Source organism: Desulfoscipio gibsoniae DSM 7213, assembly GCF_000233715.2.
GTDB lineage: Bacteria > Bacillota > Desulfotomaculia > Desulfotomaculales > Desulfallaceae > Sporotomaculum > Sporotomaculum gibsoniae.
This window is the reverse complement of the sequence record NC_021184.1, coordinates 2,375,299-2,391,827: the sequence shown is the minus strand read 5'-3', so window position 1 is coordinate 2,391,827 and position 16,529 is coordinate 2,375,299. Positions and strand designations below refer to the sequence as shown.

The window sequence follows — 16,529 nt, the reverse complement described above, 5'->3', positions numbered from 1 at the left end:
ACCTCCTTAATCCAAGGTGTCAAGCAAATCTTGAACCCCGAAAGTGGAGTGATAACATTAACGATAAAAGCCTAACTGGAGGGATATGCGGTTGGCGGCTTCGGTGATTAGCTTAATTAGTTCGGCCTGGGGGAAGCCTTGGCTAATGCGGGCATCCGGTCCGGATACGCTGATGGCAGCAATGATTTTACCCTCATGACTACGAATGGGCGCTGCCACACACTGTACTCCTTCTTCCAGTTCACCCAAATCACTAGCGTAATTCTGTTGGTTAACTTTGGCTAATTCTTTTTTTAATAGTTCGGGGTCAGTGATGGTACTGTCGGTATATTTATAGAACTTGGTTTCCTTGATAATTTGGTTTAGTTCACCCGGGGGAAGGGCGGCCAGCAGCACCTTACCGCTGGCCGTGCAGTAAGCCGGCCCTCTGGTCCCGGGTTTAGCAAACATTTTTACTATATTGGGTGATTCCACCTGATCTATATAAACTACCTCACCACGGTTGAGTACAGAAAGATTGGCCGTTTCACTGCACCTATCCACCAGTTCTTTAAGATAGGGTTTGGCAATGGAGCGAATGTCCAGATTATACAGAGCAGCATTGCCTATTTCAAATGTTTTGAGGCCCAGGCGGTAATGCCCCTGGTTGGGCTCTTGCTCTACAAACCCGGCAACAATTAGTGTATTGAGCAGACGGTGTACCGTACTAATATTCAGTCCTAATTTAACGCTGAGCACGGTTAGTGCTATAGGTTCCCTGTGTTTGGCCAGAGCTTCTAAAATGGCCAGGGAGCGATCTACCGACTGTACTGTTTTTGTTTTTCGTTCCTTGCCCGTTGACATGGGACAACCTCTCCTTAACTCTCCTTGGTTTTACTTGATTTTAATTAACCCAGGATCTTTTCAACTTCTTCGGCATCTAAATCCATGATATATGGTATGCCGGTGACATCTGCCGCCTCCCGGGTAATGCTGGCCAGGTCATCCCTGGTGATATAATCAAGGCTGAACTTACGGGCACCACACATCAGCTGCTGCAGGCCCACGGCCAGACGGTCGAAGTAAGTGTAAACGCCCATAGCGGTGGCCGGAATCCTGGCGGCATCTTCGCCATATTGCTGTTTCAAGGCTGTATTAGCGGTAAAGATTTGCTCAACGGTATTGCCGTACCGCTTGGCTATATCAGCAGGTACTTTACCTTCTTTAACATAATTGCCGATGGTTTTGCCGACCATAGCGGCGGCTAGTGGAGCGCGGGCCATGCCGATGGCTTTAACGTATGGCGCAGCCAGGGCCAGACCTTTATACATATGATCTTCCAGAGAAAAGCCGCCGGCTACGGCTACCTTGGGAACATACATGCCTTTGGCTTTGATGCGTTCCATGTACTGATATAGTAGTGACTCCAAGTAGACAGTGGGCACGCCCCACTCGTTCATCATCCGCCACGGGCTCATACCTGTGCCGCCACCGGCACCATCAATGGTCAAAAGATCTATTTTAGCCAGCGAAGCGAATTTAACAGCCCGGGCCAGGTCCGCCGGGCGATAGGCACCGGTTTTCAGCATAACGTGTTTGGCTCCCAGGCTGCGTAATTCAGCCACCCGGGCCATGAATGATTCCTCATCTACCATGCCAATGCGAGAATGCCGTTCAAATTCCTTCACTGATCCCTGTGCATAACTTTGCTGTACATTTGTGTTTTCCGGATCCGGGAATACAATATAGCCGCGGGATTTTAGCTGCTGGGCTCTTTCCAGAGAGGGAAGCTTAACTTCACCGCCGATATCCTTGGCGCCCTGGCCCCATTTAATTTCCACTGCTTCCACACCCAGCTCGTTAATCACATACTCGGCCACTCCAAGGCGAGTATCTTCAACGTTAAACTGCACCACAATAGCACCATATCCGTTGTACCATTCCTGGAACAGTTTTACCCGGCGTGCCATGTCCGGGGACTTAACCACGCGGCCATTTTTAATTTCCCCATCGGGATCCATACCACAGACATTTTCACCAATGGTCAGGACAATGCCTGATATGGCTGCGCCAATGGCCAGGCCTTCCCAGTTATCTTTGGCCACCTGGGTGGAACCAAGGCCAGGTATTACAATGGGCAGTTTAAGCTTAATAGTATTGGTAGAACCGATTTCTGTTTCCAGATTGACAGCCGGAAAAGTGGCTTTATCGCTATCGGCTTCGATGCCATGTGCACCAACGGCTGTACCCATAATGTTCAAGTGGGATAAATCAACTGGGTACTCCTTCTGGGAAGCGCTGGTTGTACTGCCGAAAGGCTGCGGATAAATGAGTTCCCGCCCCCGGTATGCTGATTTACCTACTTCGCAAAGGCCGGGGCAGCCGTCTATACAAGTTGCGCATAAGCCGCTGGAGGAACAAACATTACCCGGTGTTCTGTTCTTGGTGAGTGTCGCTGCACTGGCATTGATTCCGTTACTATAACTCATTAATAATCAGACCTCCTATGTCTATTGGTGTACATCGCTGTACTTTTCCATGTTGTGAAATTAAATTTCACTGATCTGAAAACATTTTAGCTCTTAGTAGTTAGTCAGTCAATAGAAACCGCTTTCACGATATGAAAAATTTATGCGCAAAGCCCGCAAAATGCATGAATATTGCATACAGGATGCAGAGTTATTGTATTTCACATTGTGAAATGTATTTTGTATACAGAAGCAATTAAATCATAAATAAATGGTATTGAATTTCACCAAGTGGAAAACGGCGCACCAAACGGGTAGTGGAAAGGAAAGTAATGTATAATACGTACTAGATAAGAGAACAAATAGATAACATGATCAAATGAATTGTAAATCAAGAGATGTGTAGTTGGTAAATGAGGAAAGATATAAGCTAAAAAAATAAATGAGGATTATAAAGAGTTAACTGACTGTCAAAAGAATGCGTCAAACAAAAAAGAGAGCTTAAGCCTTAAAACGGCCCTATGCTCTCTCTTTTATTGGATTACTGCAAAAAATGTTTAACCTTCCATTAGCTACGTTCAATTGGAGTGCCTTTGTATACAAATGCCATTAATTCCCATTATGTCCTAACTGAATAGATATTGTTTTAGCGGCCTTCTTTATGGCATCCACCAGTTCATTTTTGATGAACGGTGTGGTAATGCGGATACTGGGCCCTGAAATGCTCAGTGCCGCCACAACCTGACCTTTAAAATTATAAATTGGGGCCGCCACGCACCGTACTCCTTCATCTCGTTCCCCAAGGTCCAGGGCATATCCATCCTGCTTAACTCGGCTAAGTTCTTTTAAAAGCATTTCAGGATCAGTAATGGTTTCATTGGAAAACTTCCGTAATTCCATGTTATATGCCATATCCTCCAGCTTGTCCTGGGGCAAACTGGAGAGTAAAACTTTCCCTGAGCCTGTGCAATGGGCAGGACCGCGGTTGCCTGTGCGGGCAAACATCCTGACAACCACTATATTAGTAGATTCCACCTGATCCACATATACCACCTCGGAACCATCCAGAGTGGCTAAATTAACTGTTTCATTATACCTTTGCTGCAAGTCTTCCATGACCGGGCGGGCCACAGAGCGCAAATCCTTGAAATAGGTTGCTGCGATGCCTATTTGAAATGCTTTTATCCCCAGCCGGTACTTACTGTTTTCGGCATCTTGCTCCACAAAACCTCTTTGCATCATGGTATATAAAAGCCGGTGGGTAGTTCCCAGGGTAAGGCTTGTTTTTTGAGCTATTTCGGTAATAGTAATTGGAACACCAGCCTCGGCCAATGTTTCCAATATAAGTAAAGCTCTTTCCACTGCTTGAACTGTTTTGGTATCATCTCCATTATTATTTTGTTTAGCCATTTAAATCATATCTCCTTACCCATGTTATACTTATAACCTTTAAAATTGTATACATAACACGGAGGAGTTGTCAAGGAACTTAAAGCAGCTCAGATAATCCATGTTACCGTTTAAGTATTATGTATACTATCTTTTAATATACCTAAAAAACTTTTCTTTTTTTTTGCATTGTGATAATATATTTCACGATAAGAAAATATTTTCGAAATGCCATTCCAAAAATAATAAATTACAACTACATAATTTCCTAAAATTTTAACTAATTGAAAGGTGGAATAACATTACAACCGCGTGTAAATTGACGGTGGCGGCAAGGGCGGCGTAATAGTTAATCCTAAGGAATTATCCGGCAATGAGTTGTAGCAATTAAGCCATTGGTATATTAGAGCCATCAGTGCTATTGTTGCCTCGGAATTGGACATTCCGGCTCGGTGTGAATACCACCCCGTAAATCATGGAATGGTTGAGTATAGCAACAAGCTGACAGCAAAAACGTTTAGGAGGGTTTATTAATATGTCCTATGTGCAAAATGTTCTCGAACAAGCAATCAAGCGCAATCCCGGTGAAGTTGAATTCCACCAAGCTGTGAAAGAGGTATTAGACTCCTTAGAACCAGTTTTAGTTCAACGTCCGGAATATGAGAAAGCCGGAATTCTTGAAAGAATCGTTGAACCGGAGAGACAAATCCTATTCCGAGTACCTTGGGTAGATGACCAAGGAAATGTGCAAATCAACCGCGGCTTCCGGGTTCAATTCAATAGTGCCATCGGACCCTATAAAGGTGGAATTCGCTTCCATCCATCCGTTTACCTTGGTATCATTAAATTCCTGGGCTTCGAGCAAATATTCAAAAACTCCTTAACCGGACTTCCCATCGGCGGCGGTAAAGGCGGCAGTGACTTTGACCCTAAAGGAAAATCCGATGGCGAAGTAATGAGATTCTGCCAAAGCTTCATGAATGAGCTTTATCGTTATATCGGTGCTGACACTGACGTCCCTGCCGGGGATATTGGGGTGGGCGGTCGTGAAGTAGGCTATATGTTTGGACAATATAAGAAGCTTACCAGCCTGTACGAAGGTGTCCTGACCGGAAAAGGTCTGACTTATGGCGGCAGCCTGGCGCGGACAGAAGCTACCGGCTACGGCTTGGTCTACATAATGGAAGAGGCTCTCAAAACCAAAGGCAAATCCTTTGACGGAGCAACCGTAGTTATTTCAGGTTCTGGTAATGTTGCAATATACGCCACCCAAAAAGCACAGCAGCTCGATGCCAAAGTTGTTGCCCTAAGTGATTCCAACGGCTTTGTCTATGACAAGGACGGTATTAAACTCGCTACAGTAAAGCGTTTGAAAGAAGTTGAACGCAAACGGATTAGAGAATATGTCAAGGAGCATCCGACCGCCGAGTATCATGAAGGTTGCCAAGGAATTTGGACAATCCCGTGTGACATTGCCCTTCCTTGCGCTACACAAAACGAATTGGACGGTGAAGCTGCTAAAACTCTTGTCAAGAATGGCTGCTTTGCAGTTGGCGAAGGCGCCAACATGCCATCGACTCCCGAAGCTGCCAATGAATTGCTCGCAAGCAAGATAATCTATGTCCCCGCCAAAGCTGCAAATGCAGGCGGCGTAGCATGTTCAGCACTAGAAATGTCCCAGAACAGCATGAGATACTCCTGGACCTTCGAAGAAGTTGATGCCAAGCTTAAAAATATTATGATTGGCATTTATAACAATATTAATGCGGCAGCTAAAGAATTCGGCATGGAAGGCAACCTTGTTGCCGGAGCAAACATTGCAGGGTTCCTCAAAGTTGCTGACACCATGATGGCACAGGGGATCGTATAAACTTTGGTTAAATTCATTATGGAAGTTAATTTTAAGTAGCTATCCAGTGAAGGCATCTTAATTTAAAACCTAGCTTTTAACTACTACTGGACAGAAGAAGATTATAAGATTTTATATGATGAAATAAAAAAACCGTTGCTTTTCCAAAACATATTGATATAATTAACATAGTTTAAAATAATATAACGGATACAATGATGTGTCCATTAGATGGCAACGATTGCCCTGTGCAGGTTATAATAATACTTGCGCGGGCATTTTTATTTTGTTATACAGGGGGCGGGCTCCGATGGGTGAAAACAGGGTAATATTGGTAGATGCTGATAGTGTATGGCGCAAGAACGTAAAGTCTATGCTCACAAAGTATGGCCACTGGGTAGTGGGAGAGGCCGGTGATGGTCTGAGCGCTATAAAACTGGTGCGCAGCCGGGAGCCCGATTTGCTAATTATAGATGCTGCCTTGCCCGGTGGTATGGACGGGCTGCAGGTGGCCAAAATAGTACACGAGGATAAACTGGCCCCGGTGATTGCCACTAGTTCATCCGACCAGCACGGGATACTGGAAAAGGCCAAAGAAGCCAGGGTATTTGCATTACTAATCAAGCCTGTGGGGGAAGCATCATTGTTGCCGGCAGTGGAGTTGGCCCTGGCGAATTATCAGGAGATTACCGCTCTTGAACAAAAAATTAAGGATTTGCAGGAAACACTGGAGACTAGAAAAATTGTGGAGCGGGCCAAAGGTATTTTAATGGAAACCCAGGGCCTGACTGAAGCCGAAGCTTTTAAGCGCATGCAGCGCCAGAGCATGAATAAGAGGGTGAATATACGGCTGGTGGCTGAGGCGGTGATAATGGCCCATTCTTTAAACATATAATAAAAAATACTGGCTTTTTAGTAGACTTATGCTATACTATAGAATAGTAATTGGATAATATTAAGGTTAAAATAAAATAATTTAAGGTACAATGGCGTATCATAAATAAGGGCAATGAGGCCTACCTGGCAGTTAAATGCATATTCTGCCAGTGTGGGCTTTTTTTCGTAAAATTTACTGCAATAACCATTGTGCCTCTTAGCTAACAAGGAGAGGTGTGACTTAGCGTGCCTGTACTTACCAGTGATGACGTGCGTACTATGGCTAGAGATTACGGTGTTAAATTTGTGCGCTTACAGTTTACTGATATTTTTGGGGTGCTTAAAAACGTTTCCATCACCGTAGAACAACTAGATAAGGCCCTAAATAATGAGCTTATGTTTGATGGTTCATCTATAGAAGGTTTTGTGCGCATAGAAGAATCCGATATGTACCTGCACCCCGACCCGTCCACATTCGTTATATTTCCCTGGAAACCTCGGGATGGTGCGGTGGCCAGGCTAATCTGCGATATCTATAATTCAGACGGCACCCCCTTCATAGGCGACCCGCGCCATGTTTTGCGCCGGGCCATCGCCGAAGCGGAAGAAATGGGCTACTCCATGAACGTTGGTCCCGAGGCTGAGTTCTTTCTGTTTCACGTTGATGAGGAAGGTAAACCCACCACTGTAACCCACGACCGTGCCGGATATTTCGATATGACCCCGGTGGATTTAGGCGAGAACGCCCGCCGGGATATGGTGCTTACGCTGCAGCAAATGGGTTTCGAAATTGAAGCTTCCCACCATGAGGTGGCACCCGGACAGCACGAAATTGACTTTAAATACTCCGATGCCCTTGACATCGCTGATAAAGTGGTGACCTTTAAGTTTGTAGTGCGTACCATTGCCCAGCGGCACGGGCTACATGCCACTTTTATGCCCAAGCCTGTTTTTGGCATTGCCGGATCGGGCATGCACTTAAACCAGTCATTGATGAAAGATGGTGCTAATGCCTTTTACGATCCCAGTACGTCAAACCAGCTCAGCCAGGATTGCCTGCATTATATCGGGGGTCTGATGCGGCATGTTCCAGCCATTACCGCTATTATCAATCCTACAGTAAATTCTTATAAAAGGTTGGTCTCAGGCTATGAGGCACCTGTTTACATAGCTTGGTCCTACCGCAACCGTAGCCCGTTGATCAGGGTGCCAGCCAAACGGGATCAATCCACCCGTATAGAGTTACGCAGCCCGGACCCGTCCTGCAATCCCTACCTGGCTCTGGCGGTATGCCTAAGGGCGGGACTCGATGGGATAAAAAATAAGATTGAACCGCCCACGCCATGTGACCGCAATATATACGAACTCACTCCGCAGGAGCGTGATGAGCTGGGAATAGATATACTCCCCGAAAGTTTGAGGGACGCCCTGTATCAACTGTCCATCGACCCGGTAATTATGGATGCCCTTGGTCCGCACGTATTGCAGCGTTTTTTGGAAGCCAAGCGCATTGAGTGGGACAGCTATCGGCTACAGGTACACTCCTGGGAACTAGGTCAATACCTTACCAAATTTTAATTTAAAGTACAGCTTTAAGTGTCGGAGTTTTACAGGAAATTTAAGCTTATCAAAATTATACGGCGGGGATGCGCCTGCGCCAGGTACCTTCATATGAATTAGTGCCCATAGATCCACAAAACAGGTGGCTGCTTAATTGGCCTTGTTTTGTGGATCTTTTAACTTTTGGCCAAAATATATTTGGGTAGCCCGTTTACTTGTGTTAAAATATCCTTATTGATCGGGCATTGGATAAACGACCAGTAAAAGACATTAGCATTTAGTACCACTTATCAAGCCTTTGGAAGGTCGTTCGATATTTACAGCAGAATCACTTTGTATATCTAGTATAGCTTGAATTATGTTTTTGAAAATTAAAGTAAAAAGAAGACATTTGAGTGGCCATTCTATAGCAATGTTTTTATGAACAATCCAATTAATAAACTAGGAGGGATTTCTTATGACACATACCCTGGGTGTGCTTGTTATCAATAAGCCGGGCGTTTTGGCTCGTATAGCGGGATTGTTGAGTAGACGGGTATTTAATATTGAAAGTATTGCTGCCGGCTATACTGAAGAACCTGATATTACCAGAATTACTGTTGTAGTTAATGGGGACGAGCGCGAGCTGGAGCAGGTTATCCATCAGCTCTCCAAGTTGGTGGATGTGATTAAAATCACCAAGCTGGAAGACCGCGACTCCATAGAAAGGGAACTGGCTCTGATAAAGGTTCAGGCGAACCCGGAAAAACGCAGAGATATCGTGGATATAGTGGAAATATTCCGGGCTAATATTGTTGACGTAGGCAAAGAAACGATGGTTATCCAGATTATTGGTGATGAGCAGAAAATCAGCGCCTTTACACACGTACTGGAACACCAGGGCATTGTTGAAATGGTGCGCACCGGGAAAATTGCTCTATCTCGTCAACCCCGGGCGGCAAAGGATGAAAAATAAGGTTTGTGTTGACACAAGGTGGCTATCTGTGTATATAATAATCTATATTTGTTTTATATAAACTGTGTATACTGGGGGTTGTTGCAGGTGGCACAAGTAAAGCGTATCATGATCAGCCTGCCGGATTATCTACTTTCTGAGATAGATTGTATTGCAGCTGCTGAGAAACAAAACCGGAGCGAATTTGTCCGGGAGGCCATGAAGCTTTACCTAGCCGAGCGAAGACGTCGCATGTTGAGGGAACAAATGAAGAAAGGTTACGTGGAAATGGCTACCATAAATTTGGCCCTGGCCATTGAACAGTACAGACTGGAATCCGAGGTGGCGCCGGCATTTGACGAGTCTGTGGCGGGAGGCAAGCGATAATGCAAATACGCCGTGGTGAAATATATTATGCCGACCTCAGCCCGGTAGTGGGGTCGGAACAGGGGGGTACGCGACCAGTATTAATATTACAAAACGACATCGGCAATCAATACAGTCCAACCACTATAGTTGCCGCGATTACCTCCCAAATATCCAAAGCCAAACTACCCACCCATGTGGAACTACCGGCCGAAAGAGACGGGTTGGGCAAAAATTCGGTAATACTTTTGGAACAGATACGTACCATTGACAAAAGCAGACTGCTGGAAAAAGTAACTTCATTGCACAGTGAAATGATGGTTAAAGTTAACCAGGCAGTGGAAATAAGTCTGGGCCTTGTGGATATCTAAATACATACATATTTAAAATTTGGTATATAAACTAATACATACTATAAATAAAGCCGTTGCCTTAAAAGGGTGGCGGCTTTATTTATTACATAATGTGCAATAATTGCTCCCATACAAATATATTTTATTAAGGGAAGGGGGTTTATTTTGTGTACCCACTGATAGGTATTACAAGTAGTTATGATGCAGAGGCCAAAAAGTTTATTATTGGGGAGGACTATCCTGGGGCGGTCCAGGCAGCTGGTGGGGTGCCGCTTTTTATACCCCACCATAGCGAGGAACATGTTGCCGCTTTACTGGCCGGGCTGGACGGTTTACTGCTCTCAGGCGGGGGTGATATTGATCCTTATTATTTTGGCGAAGAACCTTTGCCGGTAAATGGTTGCATCGATCCTTTGCGGGATGGTTTTGAAATATTGCTGACTAAATTGGCACTAAAGAAGGGAATGCCGATTTTAGGTATCTGCAGGGGTATGCAGGTGCTAAATGTGGCCGCCGGAGGGAGCGTCTGCCAGGACCTCAACCTGCGGGTTGATCGCCCTCTGCAGCACATGCAGCAGGCACCGCGCTGGTATGCCACCCACAACATAAAACTGGTCAAGGGTTCGATGCTGCACGGCATAATGGAAAGGGAGAGCGTTAGAGTAAATTCATTTCATCACCAAATGATTAATGATTTAGGCAAAAATTTGGTAATATCGGCTATAGCCGGGGATAATGTTGTTGAGGCTATTGAATGCGCTGACGATAAAACTTTTGCGCTGGGGGTGCAATTTCATCCTGAAAACATGTATTTTAAATATCCTCATATATTTAGTATTTTTAAAGCTTTTATTGAAGCATGCACCCGTTTTTTGTCGAGCAAAAAGTCCTTATTTTTAAAGGATATATAATAGCTGCTGTAGAAAAACACCACTATATGTTACAAACATTATACCAACAGTTGAATTTGGAGATGATTAAATGCAAGCCATAGTAAACGGCGAAATTTGGACCATGCATGGTGCACGTGTACCGCGGGGAACTGTGCTTTTTGAAAATGGAAAAATAGCCGCTGTTGGAGAAAATATGGCTGTCCCTTCCGGGGCTGATATATATGATGCAGCGGGCATGATAGTCATGCCTGGTTTTATTGATGCGCACACCCACCTGGGCATACTGGAGGAAATATTCGAAGAAGGGGATGACTTAAATGAAACTACCGACCCAATTACGCCGCACCTGCGGGCTATAGATGCTATCAACCCTATGGACATGGGTTTTCAAGATGCGCTGGCAGCCGGGATAACCACCGTGGTTACCGGTCCCGGCAGTGCCAATATACTGGGCGGAGAAATGGTGGCTATGAAGACCTGTGGCACTGTTGTGGATGATATGGTGATTTGTTGTCCCGTAGGCCTAAAGGCTGCGCTGGGGGAAAACCCCAAGCGTGTATATGGACCTAATAAAAAGACTCCAGTTACCCGAATGGCCTCCGCTGCCTTATTACGAGATGCACTGGCACGCGGCCTGCAGTACCTGGAAAAACAGGCCCGGGCTCGTCGAGGGGAGGCAGATCCGCCGGAGCGGGATTTAAAGATGGAGTCCGTGGCGCGCGTGCTGTGCCGGGAAATACCCTTGCGGGTGCATGCCCACCGGGCGGATGACATTATGACTGCGCTGCGCATTGGGCATGAGTTTAACCTGCGCCTGGTTATTGAACACTGCACTGAGGGTCACCTGGTTGCGGATAGGTTGGCCGCAGCGGGTGTGCCGGCAGTAGTTGGTCCGGTGCTGATTAACCGGTCCAAAGTAGAGCTAATGGGCCGATCACTAAAAACCGCGGCCGCATTAGCTCGCCAGGGTGTAAGCTTTGCTATTATGACCGACCATCCGGTAGTGCCCATACAATATTTACCGATCTCTGCCGGGCTAACTACCCGCGGGGGACTGTCCGAGGAGCAGGCGCTGGGTGCTATTACCATTGGTGCGGCCAGGGTGCTGGGGTTGGAAGACCGAATCGGCAGTATCGCAACGGGGAAGGATGCGGATGTGGTGGTATTGAGCGGTCATCCATTTTATCTGGGTACCGTTGTAAACAGAGTTTATGTTGGCGGGAAAGTAATCGATGTAAATAATTAGCATAAAAAAATTATTTCATGAAGAAGGGTTTTTCTCTCAGCTGTCGAAAAGTATATTATACATGACATAATTATGCTGAAATTCAAGCGCATGTCATATTTTACAGAAATAAGGGGAGCGTGGAGATATATGGGCTCAAATTGTATGGATATACTGGTGGTTGATGATCAGCCAGGAGTTCGTTACTTGTTGGATATTGTAATTAAGGAGGTCGGCCACCGGGTACATACGGCCCAAAACGGCCTTGAAGCAGTGGAGAAGGTGCGTGCCATAAGGCCGAATCTGGTTTTTATGGATGTGCGTATGCCTCTGATGGGTGGTCTGGAGGCTTTGGGTAAAATAAAAAAAATGTTTCCTGATACCCAGGTGGTAATTATGACCGCATACGGCTCTGACGATACTATCAACCAGGCCCAAAAACAAGGTGCGCTCTGCTGCATGGCCAAACCCTTCGATGTTGAAAGTTTAAAAAAATTTTTGGAGGAGTTTACTCTCCTGGAAATAGAAAATAGCAGGTGTCGTACAAAAATTGTTTAAGTTATAAAGTGGGCTGGTAAGCCGCTTTTTTTTTACTATAATTCAAGGTGCCCATTCGAGTTGTTAAATAACCCGGCGGCCAAACCAAATTAAAGACATTAAAATAAGTTGCTATATTTAACTATTTAATCTTTTTAAGTATCAAGTCTTTGTTTATAATTATATTTGTGTAGTTATAAAAGGTATAATATATAATACTAAAGACATCTGGTTTTTATGGGGGTAATATTTTGGTAAATTTCGAAACACAGTCAGCCGGGGAAACTGGTAGTTTGGGTGCAACATTGGGTGGCCTGCTGCAAGCGGGGGATGTTATAACACTAAATGGGGATTTGGGAGCCGGTAAAACCTGTTTTGCTACTGGTGTAGCCAGGGGTCTGGGTATTACCGAGCGGATCACCAGCCCTACCTTTACACTGATTAACGAATATGACGGTGAACTGCCGTTATATCACCTGGATGTTTACCGGCTGGCAAACCCTGAGGAACTGGAGGATCTGGGGTATGAGGAGTACTTTTACGGCCCCGGAATAACTATGATTGAGTGGGCCGAACAAGTAAAGCAATATTTACCCGCTCAGCGGTTAGATATATTTATTAAAAAACATTCAGATGATGATAATCGCAGAGCATTACAGTTCATACCCCGGGGTATTCGATATAATAAACTGGTGGAGGAGTTATTGCAGCATGTTCGTACTGGGCATTGAAGCGGCTACCCCGGTGGCTGCTGTGGCGGTGACTACAGAAGAAAAAATATTGGCTGAGCGTATGGTGAACAACCGCCGTACCCATTCGGTAAATCTGTTGCCCATGGTGAGGGATGTATTAACTGATGCAGGTATTAATAAGGTGCAGCTGACGGGCATAGCTGTTTCCTCTGGTCCGGGATCCTTTACCGGACTGCGCATTGGTATGAGCACTGCCCGCACACTGGCCCAGGTATTGCGCTTGCCCCTGGCTGATGTACCTACTTTAGATGCGCTGGCCTACCCGCTAAGCGGTCATGCCGGATTGGTCTGCCCCATACTTAATGCCCGGAAAAATGAAGTCTATGCAGCCCTGTACCGCAGCACCGGCACCTGTCAACAATGCCTGGTGCCCGCCCGGGCCACGGGGATACCGGAACTGTTGGAACTACTTAAAGGCTACAGGGAACAAGTCACATTTATAGGTGATGGAGTGGCTGAATATGCCGGCATATTAAAGGCCCAAATGGGTGAGCGCGCTCGCCTGGCCCCGGCCTGCGCATCTTTTCCCAGGGGCGCGGCGGTGGCGGAACTGGGATTACAGCAACTGCAGACAGGTGCGACCCGGGATCCCCTTACATTGCTGCCCCATTATGTGCGGGAATCGGAGGCTGAGATAAAATGGCGGGAAAGGTGTCGGAATAATGGATAAGGAAACAGCAGGCCGGGAAAATGTGACCTTTGAGCAAATGCAGATAAAACACCTGGATCAGATAATGCAAATTGAAAACCTATCCTTTCCAACGCCCTGGACTAAGAATGCTTTCGAATATGAGCTGCGTGAAAATGATTTTGCGCATTATATCGTCGCTCTGGCAGGTGGCCGTATAGTGGCCGGTTATGCGGGTATGTGGGTGGTTTTAGATGAAGCCCATGTTACTAATATTGCTGTGCACAGAGATCAACGGGGGCACGGGCTGGGCATAGCCTTAATGCTGGAATTGTTCAAAAGGGCCATTATGCTGGGGGTGCAGCGCATGACATTGGAAGTGCGCCCCTCCAATGCACCAGCCCGGGCACTATATGCCCACCTGGGTTTTAAGGAACAGGGGCTAAGGAAAAATTACTATTCAGATACCAAGGAAGATGCCATCATCATGTGGAAGAACGACTTAACCCAAATACCGTAATGGATAAACGTATAAACTGGGAAAGGAAGTAGATTATGACAAAGGCAGTTAAATTATTACTACGCTTTGGCGGCATTGCCTTGATCGGGGTGGCCATGCTGGGTGGTCTTCCGGGGCCGTATCCGACGCTTATGGGTATTGCCGGTGTAGTTTTATTTTTTGCCGCCGGCTCCACCTGAGGAAGATGTTAGCCGCGGGCGGCTATTGGCAATTATATAAAAAAGTAATTTACCCGGGAGCACTCCCGGTATTTTTATTTAGGCTTTGGTGCCAGGTGTTGAAAGGTTGAAAGATTTTAATCTTTCAACCTTTCAACACCTGGCACCTATCAAGTCTGCGAAAGCTTTGAGAAACGGAACTCTTATAAGTAAGCAACTCAAAAGCCGAGCCAACGCGGAAATTCGAAGTGGATCTCGTGGAACTTTTCGAACAGACTCTTTAAATATAAAAGTAAATATTCCAGTGTCACTTTACTAAATTCTGCTGTGTTATACAGTTGAAAGGATAACGGGGGAGGTGGCCGGCCATTTTCCCGTCTCAAATGGAAAAAGGTGCAATGTCCCAAGTGTTTTACCAGGAAACATATAACCGCTATTATCCGGCTGTTTGCCGCCAGCTTACCTTCATGCTGGGCAGCCGGGCGGTGGCAGAGGAAATCACCCAGGAGACCTTCCTGAGACTATACTGTACACCGCCCCGGCAATATGAAAATATCGGGGGGTGGCTTTCCAAAGTGGCAGCCAATTTGGCATATAATTACCTGCGCAGTGAAAAAAGCCGCCTGCGCAGGGAAGAGAAAATCAAAGGCCATGGATTCACAGTGGTTTCCAGCGAGGAGTCAGCCCTCCAAAATGAAGAATCAAGCATGGTCCGCCATGCATTACAGAGCTTGCCTGAACGGGACAGATTGTGCTTATTAATGAAGCATTCCGGTTTTAGTTACGAGGAAATTGCAGAAGCCATCGGGGTAAAAAAATCATCGGTGGGTACCATCATAGCCCGGGCCCAGGCCAAGTTCAAAAGGGTTTATCTGGCACAGAAAGGATGTGACGCTTAATGTGCTATAAAGAAGGCATCCTTCAAGCCTATTTGGATAGCGAGCTAGACAGTGAGCAGGCGTGTGAAATAACCCGACATTTGGAGCAATGTGCCGGCTGCCGGGGAGCATTAGCGGAATTGCAGTCAAACGATTTTTTTGCCAAATCGTGTATGGAGCGGTATTTGGCCGGGGTACAAGAAACTTATTCCACCATAAAAGACACGCGGTCCAGTAGGAATTGCTTTTCAACCAGGCTCCGGTACAATATATCTAAACTATTTGAAAGGGGATTAAATGCCATGAAACTTTATAAAAAAATAGTTGTTACCGCGGCGATGGCTGCGGTACTGTTCACTGCCTTTAGTATCCCGGCTGTGCGCAGTATGGCCGGTGAACTTTTAACCGTGTTTAGAATGGAAAAAGTACAGACTGTTAACATAAGTACAGAGGATATCAAGCAGATAGAAAGAGCATTTAATGAAGGGGCAGGTAATGTAAACATTGATAACTTTGGCCAAGTTGAAGTGGTCGGTAAACAAGAAGCAGTGCCTGTAACTTTTGCCCAGGCGGCGGATGCTGTGGACTTCACCGTCAAGCTGCCCCAACCGGATGGTTACGAGGAGCCCCAGCTGCAAAAGATAACGAGCAGTACTGCGCACCTAACCCTTGACGTAGCTAATATAAACAGCCTGCTGCAGGCTATGGGAAGCACCAAATTATTACCGGAAAGCCTTGACGGGCAAACCTTTACCATGCATATGCCCACTGCCATATTGGCCAATTACCGTTCGGGCGATGATATGTTGACGGTAACCCAGGTCAGGAGTCCCGAAATGAAAGCCCCGTCCGGGGTGGATGTGCTGGCTATTAAAGATGCCCTTTTAAATGTACCTGCTCTGCCGGATAATTTACGTAATCAGCTACTGGCGATTAATGACTGGCAGCATACCATACTTATTCCTAATATGGACGGTACGTCCAGAGATGTTATTGTTAACGGAACGCAGGGTGTTTTTGTTGATGGCAATGCTCGGCCGGATAAATCTATGGCAATGAGCTTTTTAGTCTGGCAAAATAACGGCGTGGTATATACTCTATCGGGTACCAACCTGGATGAAGCATCTGCGCTCGCCATTGCGGGGCAAATGAAATAAGGTGGGA

General features: G+C 46.0%; 18 protein-coding genes. 15 read left to right on the top strand and 3 right to left on the bottom strand.

Annotated features, from left to right (window positions below):
• Positions 1 to 57 precede the first annotated feature (57 nt).
• From DESGI_RS11270 to DESGI_RS11260, 3 genes are all read right to left on the bottom strand, one after another.
• The gene (locus tag DESGI_RS11270) at positions 58 to 843 is read right to left on the bottom strand and encodes an IclR family transcriptional regulator (RefSeq protein ID WP_006523024.1); all 786 of its coding nucleotides are present in this window, start codon (positions 841 to 843) and stop codon (positions 58 to 60) included.
• 44 nt (positions 844 to 887) lie between these two features.
• Positions 888 to 2,468 (bottom strand): FMN-binding glutamate synthase family protein, encoded by a 1,581-nt coding sequence (locus DESGI_RS11265; RefSeq protein WP_006523023.1) that lies wholly within the window; start codon positions 2,466 to 2,468, stop codon positions 888 to 890.
• 588 nt (positions 2,469 to 3,056) lie between these two features.
• Positions 3,057 to 3,857 carry an IclR family transcriptional regulator gene (locus tag DESGI_RS11260; protein ID WP_006523022.1) on the bottom strand — a complete coding sequence of 267 codons (801 nt, stop codon included), beginning with the start codon at positions 3,855 to 3,857 and terminating at the stop codon, positions 3,057 to 3,059.
• A gap of 514 nt (positions 3,858 to 4,371) precedes the next feature.
• Between DESGI_RS11260 and gdhA the strand changes: the two genes are divergently transcribed.
• From gdhA to DESGI_RS11190, 15 genes are all read left to right on the top strand, one after another.
• The gene (gdhA, locus tag DESGI_RS11255) at positions 4,372 to 5,706 is read left to right on the top strand and encodes an NADP-specific glutamate dehydrogenase (protein ID WP_006523021.1); all 1,335 of its coding nucleotides are present in this window, start codon (positions 4,372 to 4,374) and stop codon (positions 5,704 to 5,706) included.
• 289 nt (positions 5,707 to 5,995) lie between these two features.
• A complete protein-coding gene (locus DESGI_RS11250; RefSeq protein WP_006523020.1) occupies positions 5,996 to 6,580 on the top strand; it encodes an ANTAR domain-containing response regulator in 585 nt (194 codons plus the stop codon).
• 227 nt (positions 6,581 to 6,807) lie between these two features.
• Complete coding sequence (glnA, locus tag DESGI_RS11245; RefSeq protein ID WP_006523019.1) at positions 6,808 to 8,139, top strand: type I glutamate--ammonia ligase; 1,332 nt, start codon at positions 6,808 to 6,810, stop codon at positions 8,137 to 8,139.
• 439 nt (positions 8,140 to 8,578) lie between these two features.
• Complete coding sequence (ilvN, locus tag DESGI_RS11240) at positions 8,579 to 9,076, top strand: acetolactate synthase small subunit (RefSeq protein ID WP_006523018.1); 498 nt, start codon at positions 8,579 to 8,581, stop codon at positions 9,074 to 9,076.
• Positions 9,077 to 9,163: 87 nt separating this feature from the next.
• The gene (locus DESGI_RS11235) at positions 9,164 to 9,442 is read left to right on the top strand and encodes a CopG family ribbon-helix-helix protein (RefSeq protein WP_006523017.1); all 279 of its coding nucleotides are present in this window, start codon (positions 9,164 to 9,166) and stop codon (positions 9,440 to 9,442) included.
• Positions 9,442 to 9,792, top strand: coding sequence for a type II toxin-antitoxin system PemK/MazF family toxin (locus DESGI_RS11230; RefSeq protein WP_006523016.1), 351 nt, complete (start codon positions 9,442 to 9,444; stop codon positions 9,790 to 9,792). The genes DESGI_RS11235 and DESGI_RS11230 overlap by 1 nt, the downstream gene beginning before the upstream one ends.
• A 149-nt stretch (positions 9,793 to 9,941) precedes the next feature.
• Positions 9,942 to 10,685 carry a gamma-glutamyl-gamma-aminobutyrate hydrolase family protein gene (locus DESGI_RS11225; protein WP_006523015.1) on the top strand — a complete coding sequence of 248 codons (744 nt, stop codon included), beginning with the start codon at positions 9,942 to 9,944 and terminating at the stop codon, positions 10,683 to 10,685.
• A gap of 70 nt (positions 10,686 to 10,755) precedes the next feature.
• Complete coding sequence (locus DESGI_RS11220; RefSeq protein ID WP_006523014.1) at positions 10,756 to 11,913, top strand: amidohydrolase; 1,158 nt, start codon at positions 10,756 to 10,758, stop codon at positions 11,911 to 11,913.
• Between the two features lie 129 nt (positions 11,914 to 12,042).
• The gene (locus DESGI_RS11215; protein ID WP_006523013.1) at positions 12,043 to 12,450 is read left to right on the top strand and encodes a response regulator; all 408 of its coding nucleotides are present in this window, start codon (positions 12,043 to 12,045) and stop codon (positions 12,448 to 12,450) included.
• A gap of 230 nt (positions 12,451 to 12,680) precedes the next feature.
• Positions 12,681 to 13,160, top strand: coding sequence for a tRNA (adenosine(37)-N6)-threonylcarbamoyltransferase complex ATPase subunit type 1 TsaE (gene tsaE, locus DESGI_RS11210; RefSeq protein WP_006523012.1), 480 nt, complete (start codon positions 12,681 to 12,683; stop codon positions 13,158 to 13,160).
• Positions 13,141 to 13,851 carry a tRNA (adenosine(37)-N6)-threonylcarbamoyltransferase complex dimerization subunit type 1 TsaB gene (tsaB, locus tag DESGI_RS11205; protein WP_006523011.1) on the top strand — a complete coding sequence of 237 codons (711 nt, stop codon included), beginning with the start codon at positions 13,141 to 13,143 and terminating at the stop codon, positions 13,849 to 13,851. The genes tsaE and tsaB overlap by 20 nt, the downstream gene beginning before the upstream one ends.
• Entirely contained in the window at positions 13,844 to 14,329 is a 486-nt protein-coding gene (gene rimI / locus DESGI_RS11200) for a ribosomal protein S18-alanine N-acetyltransferase (protein WP_006523010.1), read from the top strand. The genes tsaB and rimI overlap by 8 nt, the downstream gene beginning before the upstream one ends.
• A gap of 35 nt (positions 14,330 to 14,364) precedes the next feature.
• Entirely contained in the window at positions 14,365 to 14,508 is a 144-nt protein-coding gene (locus tag DESGI_RS24565; RefSeq protein ID WP_006523009.1) for a hypothetical protein, read from the top strand.
• A gap of 377 nt (positions 14,509 to 14,885) precedes the next feature.
• Positions 14,886 to 15,386 (top strand): RNA polymerase sigma factor SigX, encoded by a 501-nt coding sequence (locus DESGI_RS11195; RefSeq protein ID WP_006523008.1) that lies wholly within the window; start codon positions 14,886 to 14,888, stop codon positions 15,384 to 15,386.
• Positions 15,386 to 16,522 carry a zf-HC2 domain-containing protein gene (locus DESGI_RS11190; RefSeq protein WP_006523007.1) on the top strand — a complete coding sequence of 379 codons (1,137 nt, stop codon included), beginning with the start codon at positions 15,386 to 15,388 and terminating at the stop codon, positions 16,520 to 16,522. Before DESGI_RS11195 ends, DESGI_RS11190 begins: the two co-directional genes overlap by 1 nt.
• The last annotated feature ends 7 nt before the right edge of the window (positions 16,523 to 16,529 follow it).